The organism is Hydrophilobacter chitinilyticus (assembly GCF_049860745.1).
In the GTDB taxonomy this organism is placed as follows: Bacteria; Pseudomonadota; Gammaproteobacteria; order Burkholderiales; family Burkholderiaceae_C; genus Rhodoferax_B.
Map to the genome: position 1 here is coordinate 1,012,710 of NZ_CP187561.1, position 14,564 is coordinate 1,027,273.

Here is a 14,564-nt window from a genome sequence, read left to right on the forward strand (position 1 = left end):
CGCGCAGGCAACCCCATCACCCCAGCCTCTAAAACGACTATGAACGCACTCATTTCCGTATCCGACAAGACCGGCGTCCTCGAGTTCGCCCAAGCCCTGCACACGCTGGGCATCAAGCTGCTCTCCACCGGCGGCACCGCCAAGCTGCTGATGGACGCGGGCCTGCCCGTGACCGAAGTGGCCGAGCACACCGGCTTTCCTGAAATGCTCGACGGCCGCGTGAAAACGCTGCACCCGAAGATCCACGGTGGCCTGCTGGCGCGCCGCGATGTGCCCGCCCACGTGGCCGCCATCAAGCAACACGGCATAGCCACCATCGACCTGTTGGTGGTCAACCTGTACCCGTTTGAGTCGACTGTGGCCAAGCCCGGCTGCACGCTGGCCGACGCGATTGAAAACATCGACATCGGCGGCCCGGCCATGGTGCGCAGCGCCGCCAAGAACTGGAACGACGTGGGTGTGGTCACCGACGCATCGCAATATCCAGCGGTGTTGGCTGATCTGAAGGCTCAAGGTAAGTTGTCCGCCAAGCTGCGCTTCAGCTTGTCGGTTGCCGCCTTCAACCGCATCGCGCAATACGACTCGGCCATCAGCGACTACCTGTCGTCGGTCACGTTCGAAGAAGAAAAGCTGAGCGAAGAATATGTGCCCACGCGCAGCGCCTTCCCGGGCCAAAGCAATGGTAGCTTCGTCAAGCTGCAAGACCTGCGCTACGGCGAAAACCCACACCAACAAGCCGCGTTCTACCGCGACCTGTACCCCGCACCCGGCTCGCTGGTGACGGCTGAGCAGTTGCAAGGCAAGGAACTCAGCTACAACAACATTGCCGATGCCGATGCCGCGTGGGAATGCGTCAAGAGCTTTGACGTGCCAGCCTGTGTGATCGTCAAACACGCCAACCCTTGCGGCGTGGCCGTGGGTGAAGACGCCTTGGCCTCGTACAACAAGGCTTTCCAAACCGACCCGACCAGCGCCTTCGGCGGCATCATCGCCTTCAACCGCGTGGTGGATGGCGCGGCGGCGCAGCAAGTCAGCAAGCAGTTTGTGGAAGTGCTGATGGCACCCGAGTTCACCGCTGAAGCGCTGGACATTTTCAAGGCCAAAGCCAATGTGCGTCTGCTGAAGATCGTTCTGCCGCCCGCAGGTGGCAGCACCGACTGGCAACGCGGCCGCAACGCCGTGGACGCCAAGCGTATCGGCTCCGGCCTGCTGCTGCAAACCGCCGACAACCGCGAACTCGCCGCGAGCGAACTCAAGGTGGTCACGCTCAAGCAGCCCACGCCGCAAGAACTGGAAGACCTGTTGTTTGCCTGGAAGGTGGCCAAGTACGTCAAGAGCAATGCCATCGTGTTCTGCAAAGACGGCATGACCATGGGTGTGGGCGCTGGCCAGATGAGCCGTCTCGATTCGGCCCGTATCGCCAGCATCAAGGCCAGCCATGCCAAGCTCAGCTTGCAAGGCACCGTGGTGGCGAGCGATGCGTTCTTCCCCTTCCGCGACGGCCTGGACGTGGTGGTGGACGCCGGTGCGACCTGCGTGATCCAGCCGGGCGGCAGCATGCGCGATCAGGAGGTCATCGACGCGGCCAATCAGCGCGGTGTGGCCATGGTGTTCTCGGGTGTGCGTCACTTCCGCCACTAAGCGGTGATCACTTGGATTGACAAAAAAGGAGCCGCAGCTCCTTTTTTGTTTTTGATGTGATCATTTCCCTGCCGGAATGCCCGTCGGGTGCAAGTAGCCGAGTTTCCAGCCCACCAAAATACAGATGAACAGCAACACCGAGAAGCCAATGCGAAACGTCAGCGCCCGGGCCATGCGGCCGGGTTTGGCGGCCTTGTGTTCGTCGTCGCCACCCTCGCCGCCACCCTTGAGCATGAAATACAGGGCCGTGGCCAAGCTCACCAAGATGGCTGCAAATGCGGCAGAAGCGAGATACGTCATGGGGCGCATTATGGCGCGCAGGTGGGCATGAGCGAAACCCGGAAAAGCGCGAGTCCGCTGCGGTTTTGGCTGGTCACGCTGGCCGCTGTGGTGGGCGTGGCGAGCACAGCGGCACTCGGGCGCTGGCAGTTGTCGCGCGCCGCGCAAAAAGAGGCCTTGCAGGCCGAAATCAACGCCCAGCAACGGTTGCCGTCTGTTGGGTGGGACAATTTGACCAAGCCGCAGGCGCCCGGCGCGGACTATAGTCACCTCAGCTACCGCTCTGTGGTGTTGCGTGGCCGTTGGCTACCGGAACACACCGTCTTTTTGGACAATCGGCAGATGCGCGGCCAGCCTGGTTTTTACGTGGTAACGCCCATGCAGCCCAGTACGGGCGGGCCGCCGGTGCTGGTGCAGCGCGGTTGGGTACCGCGTAATTTTGTCGACCGCACGGCGCTGCCGCGCATCGAATCGCCGCCGGGCGAGGTGGTTTTGCAAGGCCGAATGGCCCCCCCGCCGGGCAAGCTTTATACGATGGGCGCGGAGCAGGCCGGGCCCATCCGGCAAAATCTCGACCTGGAGGCGTTCCGCATCGAAACTGGGCTAGACCTGTTGCCGGTGTCGGTGGTGCAGACCGGGCCGGGCGAAGCGCCACTGCAGCGTGATTGGCCAGAGGTCACGTTAGGTGTGGAAAAACACTACGGCTACGCGTTCCAATGGTTTGCGCTGTGCGCCTTGATCACAACACTTTATGTCTGGTTCCAAATTGTCCGACGCTACCTACTCCCGCGCAGACACCCGCTCCACGGCAGCCGTTGACGAGCCGCTGGGCCTGACCATCCACAGCCTTCCGCTGCCGCAGGAGGCCGTGGCCGAAGACGCGCGGCGTACACAGACGGGCCGCTGGAAGATGCTGGCGGTGATGCTGGTCTGCGCGGCGCCGGTCATTGCTTCGTACTTCACGTTCTACGTCATCAAGCCCGAAGGCCGGCCGGCGTATGGCGACCTGGTCGAGCCCGTGCGGCCCATGCCGTCTTTCCCGGTGTCGCCCGCGTTGCCTGCCACGGGCTCAGAAGGTCAGGCGCAACCTTTGACGGCGTTGCGCGGCCAATGGCTGTTAGTCACTGTGGGGGGCGCCGCTTGTGACGCCGTATGTGAACGCAACCTCTATCTGCAGCGGCAGTTGCGCGAAAGCCTGGGCCGCGAAAAAGACCGCATGGACCGTGTCTGGCTGGTGACCGATGACGCCCCCATTCCTGAAGCCCTGCAACCCGCGTTGAAAGGCGCTACGGTGCTGCGTGTGGATACCGCACTGCTGGCGACGTGGCTGCACCCGGCCCAAGGCCAAAACCTGGCCGCGCACCTGTATGTGGTCGACCCCATGGGCAACTGGATGATGCGTTTCCCGGCGAACATGGACAACGCTGGTGCCGCTTCGGCCAAGCGTTCGGTTGAACGTTTGCTGCGTGCGTCGGCATCCTGGGATGAACCTGGTCGTCCTTAAGCGAAATGTAGCGATGGAAGTTTCTCAATCCCTCTACGACCTGTCGCCTCTGGTGCAGATGATGCTCGGCGGCCTGCTGCTGGCCGTCGGCCCCCTGGCGTGGGTCTGGTTGCGCAACCAGCACACCACCACCGCAGGGCGGTTGCAGGCGCTGACGGTGCTCACCGTCTTCCTGACCTTTGACTTGGTGATGTTCGGCGCCTTCACGCGCCTGACCGATTCTGGCCTGGGCTGCCCCGACTGGCCCGGCTGCTACGGCCACGCCAGCCCGGTGGGTGCGCACAGCGACATCGCGGCCGCGCAGTCGGCCATGCCCACCGGCCCGGTCACGCACCAGAAAGCCTGGATCGAAATGATCCACCGCTACCTGGCCACCACGGTGGGCGTATTGATTCTGGCGCTGGCCGTGGTGAGCTGGGTGCAATGGCGGCGCGCGCGCAAAAGCGGCGCTGCGCCCATCAGCCCGTGGTGGCCAACCGTCACGCTGGTGTGGGTGTGTTTGCAAGGCGCGTTTGGCGCGCTCACCGTCACCATGAAGTTGTTCCCGGCCATCGTCACGCTGCACTTGCTGGGCGGACTGGTGTTGCTATTGCTGCTGTGTGCGCAGGCCGCGTTGTATGCGCGTGCCGATGGGCGTTTGCCTGCGCAGGTGTTGCCCACTGGCTTGGTGTGGCTGCTCTGGGCCGGTGTGGTGGCGTTGGGTGTGCAGATTGCGCTGGGCGGCTGGGTGAGCACCAACTATGCGGTGCTGGCCTGCACGCAGTTCCCCACCTGCCAGGATAGCTGGTGGCCGGCGATGGACTTCCGCCAGGGCTTTGAGTTGTGGCGCGCGCTGGGCCAACAGGGCGACGGCGGCAGCATCAGCTTTGAGGCGCTGACCGCCATCCATTACGTGCACCGCTTGATGGCCTATGTGGCGGCGGTGTTGCTGGCGCTGCTGGCCTGGAAGCTGAACCGATTTGACAGCCTGCGCAAACCCGCGCGCTGGCTGGGATTTTTGCTGGTGGCCCAATTGGCCACTGGCCTGAGCAACGTGGTGCTGGGCTGGCCGCTTTTGGCCGCAGTGCTGCACACCGGAGGTGCCGCCGCGATGGTGGTGGTGCTGACCTGGACCGTGTACGCCACCCGCAGCGCCGCTGAACCCGTGGGCTTGCCCCACCTGAATGGACCGAGATTTTCTGGATGAGTGCCGCAGACACTAGCCCCCCCGCAACCCCGACGCCATCGACGACGTCGGCCGCGCCAACCTTGCCGCAGCCTTCGCGCTTGCGGCAGTACTACTCGCTGACTAAGCCGCGCGTGGTGCAGCTCATCGTGTTTTGCGCGCTGATCGGCATGGTGTTGGCCGTGCCCGGCGTGCCCACGTTGGCCGACCTGCAACTGTGGGCGATTGCCTGCGCCGGCATCTGGCTGGTGGCAGGCGCCGCAGCCGCTTTCAACTGCCTGGTGGAGAAGGGCATCGACGCCAAGATGAAGCGCACCGCCTGGCGCCCCACGGCCAAAAACGAGCTGCCAGACTGGCAAGCGCTGGCCTTGTCGGCCGTGTTGTGTGTGGTGGGCTCGACCATTCTGTACGTGTGGGTCAACCCGCTGACCATGTGGCTCACGTTCGCCACGTTTGTCGGCTACGCCGTGGTCTACACCGTGATCTTGAAGCCGCTCACACCGCAGAACATTGTGATCGGCGGCGCGTCTGGCGCCATGCCACCGGTGCTGGGCTGGGCCGCGGTCACCGGTTCTGTGGGGCCCGAGGCCGGCATTCTGTTCTTGATCATCTTCTTGTGGACGCCGCCGCACTTCTGGGCGCTGGCCTTGTACCGCGTGGAGGACTACCGCAAGTCCGGCCTTCCCATGCTGCCGGTGACGCACGGCAACGAGTTCACCCGCCTGCAAATCCTGCTCTACACCTTTGTGCTGTTTGCCGCCTGCCTGATGCCCTTCATCTACGGCATGAGTTCGTGGCTGTACCTGGTGGTGGCCATTGTGCTGAGCATTGGCTTCTGCGGTTACGCCGTAGCGCTGTGGCGCAACTATTCAGATGCGCTGTCGCGCAAGACTTTTCGCTTTTCGTTGATCCATTTGAGTGCACTTTTTGCGGCTTTGTTGATCGACCACTATGTCTTTTGAATTTGAGGTCGACTTACATGCGCATGGATAAACGCAGTGCTATTAGAACAATAGCTGTCTCCGCTCTCGTGGCAAGTGCCGGCGGTATTTTGAGTGCTTGTTCTGAAGCCAAGCCCAGCTTCACCGCCGTGGACATGACCGGCGCCAACTACGCCAAAGACTTTCCCCTGACCGACCAGTTCGGCCAGAAGCGCAGCATTGCCGACTTCAAGGGCAAGCTGGTGGTCGTGTTCTTTGGTTTTGCGCAGTGCCCCGAGGTTTGCCCCACCACCTTGGCCGAGCTGGCCGAGGTGAAGAAGGCGCTGGGCGCGGACAGCGACAAGCTGCAAGCCGTGTTCATCACCGTTGACCCCGAGCGCGACACGCCGGAAGTGATCAAGGCCTACATGGCCAACTTCGACCCGTCGTTCATCGGCCTGCGCGGCTCGGCCGAAGAGCTGGCCGCTGTGGCCAAGGACTTCAAGGTCTATTACAAGAAGGTGGAAGGGGCCACGCCGTCCAGCTACAGCATGGACCACTCGGCCGGCAGCTATGTGTACGACACCAAGGGCAACCTGCGGCTGTACGTGCGCTACGGCAGCCCAGCGAAAGACCTGGTGGCTGACTTGAAGCAGTTGCTTAAATCAGCGTAGATCTTCTTTGCTATAAAGAAAAGAGCTGCTACCGCTTATTCATCAAGCGGTAGCAGCTCTTTTTGTTTAAAGGCTTTTGACTGTTATTCAGTCGAAATGCCGCGCATGGTGATCACGCCACCCAACTGCGCCGTATCCGACTTGATGCGGTTCGCCAAACCCTCGGGCGACGAGCCCACCACCTGCCAGCCCTGCACAAACAACTGCTGGCGAATCACCGGGCTGCGCACGATCTCGCTGATCGCGGCCGACAACTTGGCCACGTAAGGCTTGGGCAACGAAGCGGGGGCGGCCACGCCGTTCCAGATCTCCATCTGGAAGCCGCGAATGCCGATCTCCGCCATGCTCGGCACCTCTGGTACCAGCGAGCTGCGCGCGGCCGAGGTGACGGCGATGGCCTTCAGCTTGCCGGCCTTCACCTGTTGCATGGCCAGCGCGGGTGGCAGCATCGCCACTTCAATTTGCCCGCCCAACATGCTGTTGAACACTTGCGCGTAGCCGGGGAAGGGGATGTGCACCGGGTTGATGCCGCTCTTGAGCTTCAGCAACTCCATGCCCAAGTGGCCCACCGTGCCCACGCCGGGCGTGCCGTAGCTCCACTTGTCGCCCGCATTGCGTGCGGCCACAAAGAAGTCTGCAGACGACGCATTGGCACCGCCGCCCACGTTCACCGGTGCCGCCAGCACCAGCGGCGCGGTGCCGATGAGCGAGATGGGCGCGAGGTCTTTGATCGGGTCGTACGGGACCTTGGGGTTGAGCAACTTGGCAATCGTCATGTTGCCGTTGATCATCAGGCCGATGGTGTGTTGGTCGGTGGCCTTGGCCACGGCGTCGGCGCCGATGTTGCCGCCTGCGCCCACTTTGTTTTCCACGATCACGGGCTGGCCCAAGGCCTTGGCCAAGGGCTCGGCAATGGCGCGCGCCGTCAGGTCGGGCGACGAGCCGGCGGGAAAGCCGACCACGATCTTCAGCGGTTGGCTGGGCCAGCCGGCGGCGTTTTCGGCCGGGGCTGCGGGCGCCGCTTGTGCCGAGAGCCAAGGCGCAGCCATGGCGCTAGCTATCGCGGTGACGATGGCGGCGCGGCGCAGAAGCGATGTGGAGATGGATGCGGTGTTGGATTGGGAAGCGTGAGCTCGGCGAGTGTTCATCTGGTTGTCCTCATTCTTGTGGTGCTGCACTGGCCGAAGTTTTTCATGAAAGCGGAAACGACAACGCCAGCGGGTTGCGCTGGCGTTGTTGTCATTGAAACCCGAAAGTTTCAAAAAAAAGGCGCCGGGTAAGCGGCGCCTGTTTGTTTAGTGAACCAGTGCGTCAGGCGTAGTATGCCAGCGCCTTTTTCATCTTCTTCATCGCGGCCGATTCGATTTGGCGAATCCGCTCGGCGCTCACGCCGTAGTCGGCGGCCAACTCGTGCAGCGTCATGCCGCCAGAGCCGTCGTCGTTCACCTTCAACCAGCGCTCTTCCACGATGCGGCGGCTGCGTGGGTCGAGTTCGCTCAGCGCGGTGCTGATACCGTCGCTGGCGAGCGAGTCACGTTGGCGCGCTTCGAGCAAGGCCGTTGGCTCTTGGTGTGTATCGGCCAGGTACGCGATGGGGCCGTAGCTGTCTTCGCCGTCTTCGGACGGACCGGGGTCGAGCATCACGTCGCCACCCGACAAGCGGGTTTCCATCTCGATGACTTCTTCACGCTTCACGTTCAGCTGCTCGGCCATCGAGGCGATCTCGCCTTCGCTCAGCGTGTCGCGGTGTGTGCTGCCATCAGCTGAGTCGGCCTTGAAACCTTGCTTCATAGACCGCAGATTAAAGAACAGCTTGCGCTGCGCCTTGGTGGTCGCCACCTTGACCATGCGCCAGTTCTTCAAGATGTATTCGTGGATCTCGGCTTTGATCCAGTGCATGGCGTAGCTCACCAAACGCACGCCTTGGTCAGGGTCGAAGCGTTTGACGGCCTTCATCAGGCCCACGTTACCTTCTTGGATCAGGTCACCGTGTGGCAGGCCATAGCCCAGGTACTGGCGGGCGATGGACACCACCAGGCGCAAGTGCGAGAGCACCAGCTTTCCTGCGGCGTCGACATTGCCGTCGTCCTTCAACTGGCGACCGTACTGCTGTTCTTGCTCCAACGTGAGCATGGGCATGCGGTTGACGGCCGAAATGTAGGCGTCAAGGTTGCCCAAGGACGGAACTAGCGTCCAAGGATTTGCAGAAGTCAGTGCCGGTGCCATGGTTCCAGTTTGAATGTTCATACCAGATTCCCTTTCTCAGAACGAAATATTAGCACTCTATGGAGTCGAGTGCTAAGGCAGAAGTTCCATTTCCCCCTATGGCGGTGATAGCTTTTGGGGGGCTTGTCAACGCCAATATTTCAGTGTGTTTGCACTCGATTTTGGCGTTTTTATGAATCTAACTTATTGATTAATAAGAGAATTTATTTTGAGGATATGGGGGTGGTATTTCGGTTTGAGCTGTGCCGAGTGAAGTTTGTTGAGATTTCTGAAATTCATTGTTTCCAGTCTGCCTACACCGTTTGAGCGCTTTGGCTCTCCCTTACCGCGCTTCCGCCTTCAAGGCCTGGCCTTCGTCGCCGGAAGCACTTCCTGGGCAAAAAGCGCCATACCCGCCAGCGCTGTGGCGTTGCTCAACATGCCATTGGCGTTGAACACGCAGCGCAAGCTGGGAATGCCGGTGCGCTCGCGCAGAGCCACGATCTGCGCATAACAAGCTGCGGGGTCGCCGTAGATGAATTGCTCCCTCAGAGTGCGTTCGACATCGATAGGTGGAATTTGGTTCAAAGGTACACCTCGCTTGGTAGCGAAGAACACCCGGCGCTCGTAAAGGCGCGGCCAAAGGTCGTCGAGTTGGGCCTTCACGTCTGCGGCGCTCTTGCCAATACAGACATAACGTGCCAACGAAGAACGTGCGCGCAGGCTGGGCGCTGATGCACTGGCCAATGCATCAAGGTGCGTGAGTTGCCGATCTTCCGGCGGCTCCAGGCTCAGCAGCAACGGTAGGTTGCGCTGGACGGCGAAGCCAATGCTTTCGGGCGTGGAGCCCGCAATGTAGAGCGGTGGATGCGGCACGCTCAGCAGGTGGTCGCAGGCCTGTTCAAACCGCGCACGTGTGCTGCTCGCGTCGATGTTCAGCGCCTGAAGTGTGGCGGCTTCGGTGCCACGCCCCAGCCCAACGTCTAAGCGACCACCGCTTTGAAAATCGAGCTGCGCGAGTTCTTCCGCCAGCAACTGCGGCTGGTGCAGCGGCAACACCAGCACCGCCGTGCCTACGCGCAAGCGCTCGGTGCGGGCTAACAGCGCAGCAGCCAAGAGCAAGGGCGAAGGGTAGGGCCAGTCTGCCTGGGGCAACCGGAATTCGCTGAACCACACGCCATCGAATCCCCAACGGTCGGCCGCTTCGAACAGCGCAAAGAAGTCGCGTGGATGGCCTTGCGTGGCGTCGCGTGTCCAGCCCGCCAGATCAATGCGCATCAGGCGTTGACCTCTATGGCGGGCGTTGGTGCGCGCAGGTGGGCGCGCAGCAACACCTCGGGCGTCGCCGCAATGCGCTCGAAGTGCACGCCGAAGATGTGATCGAGCAACGGCGAATGCACCAGCTCTGCGCCGCCATCGGCCGCAATGCCGCCATCGGCCACCACCACCACCCGCTCAAAGTGGCGAAAGGCCACGTCGAGGTCGTGCATGGCCACCAGCACCAGTTGGGTTTTGCCGCGTTGGGCCAAGGCCTCGACCAAGGCCAGCCGGTGCCGCACATCGAGGTTCGCGCCCGGCTCGTCGGCCAGCAGCACGGGTGGGTTGGGGGCCAGCACGGTGGCCAGCAGCGCGCGGGCTTGTTCACCGCCGGACATGGTCGACCAGCGGCGGTGGCGGAAAGCACCCAAGCCCTCGCGCGTGATCACCTCGTCGACCGTCACGGCTTTGGTGGTGGCGAGCCGCATGCCCAGCAGCTCCGAGAGCGTTAAATCCCAATGTGGTTCAAAACGCTGCGGCATGAAGCCAATGGTCTGCGCGCGTGCGGCAATAGGCACGGTGGCAATGTCGCGCCCGTCGAGCAGCACTTGGCCCTGCTCGGCCACGAGCAGACCGGCCAGCAGCGAGAGCAGTGTGGACTTGCCCGCGCCGTTGGGGCCGATGATGGCGATGGCGCCTTGTGCGGGCAAGGCCAGCGACACGTTGTTTAAAACCGGTTGGCCACGGCGCGACAGGCCGAGGCCACGCGCCTCCAATCGCCAGGGTTGTACGGTCATGAACGTAACCTCCGTGCCAGCAGCAAAATGAAAAAGGGACCACCGGCCACTGCCGTCACTAGCCCCAGCGGTATCTCAGCGGGTGGCAAGGCGGCACGTGCAATCGCGTCGGCCAACGTGACCACAATCGCGCCGGTGAGTGCCGAGGCAGGCAGCAACACGCGGTGCAGTGGCCCGACCATCCAGCGCGCAATGTGCGGCGCTGCCAACCCTACAAACGCCACCAAGCCGCCGTAGGCCACAGCGGCGGCCACCACCAGTGAACCGACCACCACGGCCAAGGGCGTGAAGCGCGCCACGTCCAGGCCAAAACCTTGCGCAGCGGTGGCACCCAGGCCCAGCAAATCCAGTCCACGCGCGATGGTGGCGGTGGCGAGCAAGCTGCCCACACACAACAGCGCCAGCAATCCCAGGCCAGGCCAACTTGGCGTTTGAATGCCGCCCAGCACCCAACTCATCACCACTTGCAGGCTCACGGTTTCATCGGACAACGCAAGCATCAAGAACGAGCGCACGGCACCCAGCATGGCGGCGATGGCCACACCGGCCAGCAACATGCCGGCGGCATCAAATGCACCCGCCACGCGCGATACCGCCAGCACCAGCATGGTGGAGCCCCAGGCGCCACCAAAGGCCAGGGCCGGCAGCAACAGTGATTGCGGTACGCCCAAGGGCACCAGCAAAGCGATGGTGGCGCCCAAGGCTGCACCGCCCGATGCGCCTAGCAAATAAGGCTCGGCCAGCGGATTGCGAAACACGCCTTGGAATACGGCGCCGGACAAGCCGAGCAACGCGCCCACCAGCGCAGCAGCCGCCACACGCGGCAGGCGCCATTGCAGTAACAGCCGGCTGCGCAGGCTGTCGTCGCCCTTTAGTGCGTGATAGATGTCGGCCGGTGACGACCATTGGTGCCCGGCGCACGCCGCGAGCAGCAGCGCCGCGGCCAGTACGCCCAGGCCGGTCAACCAAGGGCGCCACGACTGGCGAGTATGTGGATCGTGGTGTGCGGATGAAGATGTCATTGCGGATGAAGAATGCGGGCCAGCGACTCGATGCCATTGATCGTGCGCGGGCCGGGGATGAGGAATTCGCTACGCGACACCGTGATGGCGCGGCCTGCGCGGACGGCACGCATGTCGCGCCACCCAGGCTGGCGCACCAACTCGTCGAGCGCGGCGCGTGTGCCAGCGAACAGCAAGACGTCGGGGTCTGAAGCCAACACGGCTTCGGGCGAAACCTGCGGCACGGCGCCTCGGCCTGCGAGGGCGAAGCGGCCTCCGGCCTTGAGCATGGCCTCGCCCGTGTAGGTGTCTTCGCGCGCGACCAGCAGCATGCCGTTGCCTACGCGGCCCGTCACCATCACCAGGCGCGGGGCGGGGCGGTTGGCGATGCGTTGTGCTACAGCGTCCAGCCGCTGCTGCAGCGATGCCGCTAGGGCGTCGCCACGCTCGGCCACACCCGTGGCGCGGCCCACCAGGCGGATGTTGTCGAGCACTTCGCCCACGCTGCGGCTCAGCAGCACGATGACCGGCACACCCAGGCGTTCCATGGGGTCGACCAACTGGTGCGCAGCCTGGCGAGCCGGTGTGACGATCACCAGATCGGGCCGCTGGGCGACCACCGCATCCACCGAGAAGCCAAGCCTTCCGCCCACTTTTGGGCGGCCCAACACCTCGGCCGGGAAGCGGGTGTAGTCCTCGATGCCGACGATGCGATCGGCCAACCCTAGCGAGGCAACCAGTTCGGTGTTGGACGCGAAGATGGTCACCAAGCGTTGGGGTGCTGCGGGCAGCACCACGCTGCGGCCCAAGGCATCACGCACTTCGATCGGCGTGGCATGCGCCAACGCCGCCGAGCACAGCGCGATGGCCAGCGTGAACCCCCGCGCCCATGACTGACGGCCCCTCCACAGAAGAGGCGCATGTCGTTGCATCAGAAGTTCACCAGCATGCCCACTTGCAACGCGCGGCCGGGCATCGATGTGCCACAGCCGCCGTTCTGGAAGCGTGGGTCAGCAATACACGGCTTCTGGTCGAGTGCGATGAAGATGGGGCTGCGGTTGAGGTCGAACAGGTTGTCCACGCGCGCAAACAGCTTCACCGACTTGTTGACGCGGTAGTCGCCGCGCAGGTTCCAGGTGGTGAAGGCGCCCTTGCGGTGGATGAACGTGCTGTTCGGCTCGCCTTGCGGAATCAGCAGCGCCTCCTCGGTGTCGTACCACATGGGCCCGCGCAGCAGCGCGCCAACTTGCAGGCTCCAATCGTTAGGCTGCGCGCCGGAGCCGCGTGCGTAACGCATGCCGAAGGACGCTTCGAACTTGTACATGCGTTGCACGAAGTCGGTGGCGAGTGTGGTGGCACCTTTGTCCTGCATCTTGAAGTTGTAGTAGCCGTTGGCGAAGGCGCTCACGCGGTGCGGGCTCTTGTCGAAGTTGAGGAGCTTGGCCAAGTCCACATCGGCGTTGGCTTCCAGCCCGCGCACCAGAATGTCGGCGCCGTTGTTGGCGTAGTCTGAGGTGTTGGTGGTGGCGCCGCGCGACACCGTGACGATGCGGTTGGAGATGGTGTTTTGAAACAGCGCCATGTCGAGTTGCCCGGCTGGCATTTGCCATGTGCCGCCAACTTCGATTTGCCGGTTGCTCTCGGGCTTGAGGTTAGGGTTGCCGAAGGTGCGGCCACCGCCCACGGCGGTGAAGTCGGCGCCAAGTTCGCTTGCGGTGGGCGCACGAAAGCCTGTGGAGAGGCCGGTGCGCAGATTCAGCGTGTCGAGCGCGCGCCAGGTGGCGCCGGTCGACCAGGTGGTCACCTGGTAAGACTGGCTGCGGCCACGCTGCAACGCCAGGTTGGGCGTGGGGTCGAAGTCCGTAGTGCCCCAGGTGCGGCGTGCGCCGCCGCGCAGGGTGACGCGGTCGCTGAAGAATTTTTGCGCGTCTTCAAAGTACAGGGCGTTGACTTGTTCGGTCTGGTTGTTGTCGTACGGTGCCACTTGGCCGCTTGGGCCGCCGGGCATGGCGACACGCACGCGGTCGGAGCGCAGGCGGCTGTGCTCGAAGTCGTAGCCCAGCAGCAGGTCGTTGCCTTCGCCCAGTTTGAAGCGCGGCTGCAGTCGGGTCCCGGCAATGTCGAGCGTGCGCAGGTTGTAGTCGCTGCGTGTGCCAGGCACGGCGGCGGTGCCGCTGCGGATCACGGGCGAGGCCCATTTGAATTCGTCTTCGTCTTTGACGGCGTAGGCTTGGGCCATCCAACTGATGCGTTCGTCGGAAGTGCGGCCTTCGTACACCGCATCGAACGAGGCGTTGGTGCGGTCGTCTTGGCTGATGGTGTTGGCGCCCGATCCACGGAAGCCCGCGTTGTAAATGCCATCGGTGCGCAACTGCAGGTCGATGCGGTTCAAGGCATTGATCTCAAAGCCCACCGCGCTGCTGAGCGCGCGCCGCTCCCAGCCGGTGTTGGCCATGGTGCCGCCGCCCTTGCCAGAGTCGTAGTCGCCGCGTTGGCCGCCCGACAGGCCTATATACCAATCGACGCTCTCGGTAGCGCCACTGGTCTGCGCCGCCACCGTCGCCAACTCCCAGGAGCCACCTGTCAACGTAGCTTGGCTCGGTGGTGCGTCTGCGCCTTTTTTCATGATGATGTTGATCACCCCACCCATGTTCTGGCTGCCGTAAATTACCGAAGCTGGGCCACGCACGATTTCAATGCGTTCGATGTCGGCCGTGCTGAGCTTGGAGATGTTGGCCGTGCCCGCGCGCCGCCCATTCACCAGCACCAAGACCTGGCCCTTGAAGTCGCGGCCCTGGCCATCGCTGGTGGCGCCGCGGATGTTGATGGAGGTCTGCGCGGCTGTCCACTCGCTGAAGAAACCGATGGCGTTCTCGGCCAGCAGGTCGGTCACCGATTGCGCGCTGGAGCGTTCAATCGACGCGCGGTCGATCACCTGCGTGGTGGCGGCGATGCGGCTGCGCTCTTCGGGCCGAGCGGTGGCGGTGACGAAAACTTCTTTGAATGAGTCTGACGTTTGTGCGGTGCCATCCACAGCGGCAACGGACAGACAGGCGAGGACGACGGCCCCAGAAGAGGGGATGGGAAACAACTTGCGCATGCGCGGCTCCAGCATGTTCCG

Annotated in this window: 14 protein-coding genes; 6 read left to right on the forward strand and 8 right to left on the reverse strand. The window is 63.2% G+C overall.

Annotated features, from left to right (window positions below):
* Window positions 1–39 precede the first annotated feature (39 nt).
* Complete coding sequence (purH, locus tag ACPWMG_RS04785; protein ID WP_483303516.1) at window positions 40–1,641, forward strand: bifunctional phosphoribosylaminoimidazolecarboxamide formyltransferase/IMP cyclohydrolase; 1,602 nt, start codon at window positions 40–42, stop codon at window positions 1,639–1,641.
* A gap of 60 nt (window positions 1,642–1,701) precedes the next feature.
* Here purH and ACPWMG_RS04790 read toward each other — a convergent pair whose 3' ends face one another.
* Entirely contained in the window at window positions 1,702–1,941 is a 240-nt protein-coding gene (locus tag ACPWMG_RS04790) for a twin transmembrane helix small protein (protein WP_483303517.1), read from the reverse strand.
* A gap of 27 nt (window positions 1,942–1,968) precedes the next feature.
* Between ACPWMG_RS04790 and ACPWMG_RS04795 the strand changes: the two genes are divergently transcribed.
* From ACPWMG_RS04795 to ACPWMG_RS04815, 5 genes are read left to right on the forward strand one after another with little or no spacing between them, the layout of a single operon-like run.
* Complete coding sequence (locus ACPWMG_RS04795) at window positions 1,969–2,739, forward strand: SURF1 family protein (protein ID WP_483303518.1); 771 nt, start codon at window positions 1,969–1,971, stop codon at window positions 2,737–2,739.
* On the forward strand, window positions 2,672–3,424 hold the full coding sequence (locus ACPWMG_RS04800) for an SCO family protein (RefSeq protein ID WP_483303519.1): 753 nt from the start codon (window positions 2,672–2,674) through the stop codon (window positions 3,422–3,424). Before ACPWMG_RS04795 ends, ACPWMG_RS04800 begins: the two co-directional genes overlap by 68 nt.
* A gap of 13 nt (window positions 3,425–3,437) precedes the next feature.
* Window positions 3,438–4,610: a COX15/CtaA family protein gene (locus ACPWMG_RS04805; RefSeq protein WP_483303520.1), complete on the forward strand. Its 1,173-nt coding sequence runs from the start codon at window positions 3,438–3,440 to the stop codon at window positions 4,608–4,610.
* Window positions 4,607–5,551 carry a heme o synthase gene (cyoE, locus tag ACPWMG_RS04810; protein WP_483303521.1) on the forward strand — a complete coding sequence of 315 codons (945 nt, stop codon included), beginning with the start codon at window positions 4,607–4,609 and terminating at the stop codon, window positions 5,549–5,551. Before ACPWMG_RS04805 ends, cyoE begins: the two co-directional genes overlap by 4 nt.
* Before the next feature lie 17 nt (window positions 5,552–5,568).
* Window positions 5,569–6,183, forward strand: coding sequence for an SCO family protein (locus ACPWMG_RS04815; protein WP_483303522.1), 615 nt, complete (start codon window positions 5,569–5,571; stop codon window positions 6,181–6,183).
* Between the two features lie 83 nt (window positions 6,184–6,266).
* Here ACPWMG_RS04815 and ACPWMG_RS04820 read toward each other — a convergent pair whose 3' ends face one another.
* From ACPWMG_RS04820 to ACPWMG_RS04850, 7 genes are all read right to left on the reverse strand, one after another.
* Window positions 6,267–7,232 (reverse strand): Bug family tripartite tricarboxylate transporter substrate binding protein, encoded by a 966-nt coding sequence (locus ACPWMG_RS04820; RefSeq protein WP_483305175.1) that lies wholly within the window; start codon window positions 7,230–7,232, stop codon window positions 6,267–6,269.
* Between the two features lie 262 nt (window positions 7,233–7,494).
* Window positions 7,495–8,430, reverse strand: coding sequence for an RNA polymerase sigma factor RpoH (gene rpoH / locus ACPWMG_RS04825; protein WP_483303523.1), 936 nt, complete (start codon window positions 8,428–8,430; stop codon window positions 7,495–7,497).
* 318 nt (window positions 8,431–8,748) lie between these two features.
* Window positions 8,749–9,666 carry an LLM class flavin-dependent oxidoreductase gene (locus ACPWMG_RS04830; RefSeq protein ID WP_483303524.1) on the reverse strand — a complete coding sequence of 306 codons (918 nt, stop codon included), beginning with the start codon at window positions 9,664–9,666 and terminating at the stop codon, window positions 8,749–8,751.
* The gene (locus ACPWMG_RS04835; protein ID WP_483303525.1) at window positions 9,666–10,442 is read right to left on the reverse strand and encodes an ABC transporter ATP-binding protein; all 777 of its coding nucleotides are present in this window, start codon (window positions 10,440–10,442) and stop codon (window positions 9,666–9,668) included. The genes ACPWMG_RS04830 and ACPWMG_RS04835 overlap by 1 nt, the downstream gene beginning before the upstream one ends.
* Window positions 10,439–11,464: a FecCD family ABC transporter permease gene (locus ACPWMG_RS04840; protein ID WP_483303526.1), complete on the reverse strand. Its 1,026-nt coding sequence runs from the start codon at window positions 11,462–11,464 to the stop codon at window positions 10,439–10,441. Before ACPWMG_RS04840 ends, ACPWMG_RS04835 begins: the two co-directional genes overlap by 4 nt.
* Complete coding sequence (locus ACPWMG_RS04845) at window positions 11,461–12,375, reverse strand: ABC transporter substrate-binding protein (RefSeq protein WP_483303527.1); 915 nt, start codon at window positions 12,373–12,375, stop codon at window positions 11,461–11,463. The genes ACPWMG_RS04840 and ACPWMG_RS04845 overlap by 4 nt, the downstream gene beginning before the upstream one ends.
* The gene (locus ACPWMG_RS04850) at window positions 12,375–14,543 is read right to left on the reverse strand and encodes a TonB-dependent receptor (RefSeq protein WP_483303528.1); all 2,169 of its coding nucleotides are present in this window, start codon (window positions 14,541–14,543) and stop codon (window positions 12,375–12,377) included. The genes ACPWMG_RS04845 and ACPWMG_RS04850 overlap by 1 nt, the downstream gene beginning before the upstream one ends.
* Window positions 14,544–14,564: the final 21 nt, after the last annotated feature.